The organism is Candidatus Pseudomonas auctus (assembly GCF_048654275.1).
GTDB lineage: Bacteria > Pseudomonadota > Gammaproteobacteria > Pseudomonadales > Pseudomonadaceae > Aquipseudomonas > Aquipseudomonas pharyngis.
In genome coordinates this window covers 1-275 of the sequence record NZ_JBJYZK010000037.1, presented here as the reverse complement: position 1 = coordinate 275, position 275 = coordinate 1, and the positions used below count along the sequence as shown (strand labels likewise).

1 pseudogene is annotated in these 275 nt (G+C 63.3%); it reads left to right on the top strand.

Going from position 1 to position 275, the window contains the following annotated elements:
* Positions 1–275: pseudogene (locus ACKUG4_RS28240) on the top strand (hypothetical protein); the annotation flags it as partial.

The following is a 275-nucleotide window of genomic DNA, read 5'->3' as shown; positions in this document are numbered from 1 at the left end:
GCCAACACCCTCAATGGCGGCGCAGGTGCCGACACCATGATCGGCGGTGATGGCGTCGACACCTACTACGTCGACGACGTCGGCGATGTAGTGATCGAAACCGATGCCTCGCTGACCGCACTCGACCGCGTGTTCGCGTCCATCGACTACACCCTCGGCGCCAACGTCGAAAACCTGATCCTGACCGGCACGGCCAATCTCAACGGCACCGGCAGCGCGGTCAGCAACCGCATCACCGGCAACGACGGCAATAACATTCTTGACGGCGGCCTGGG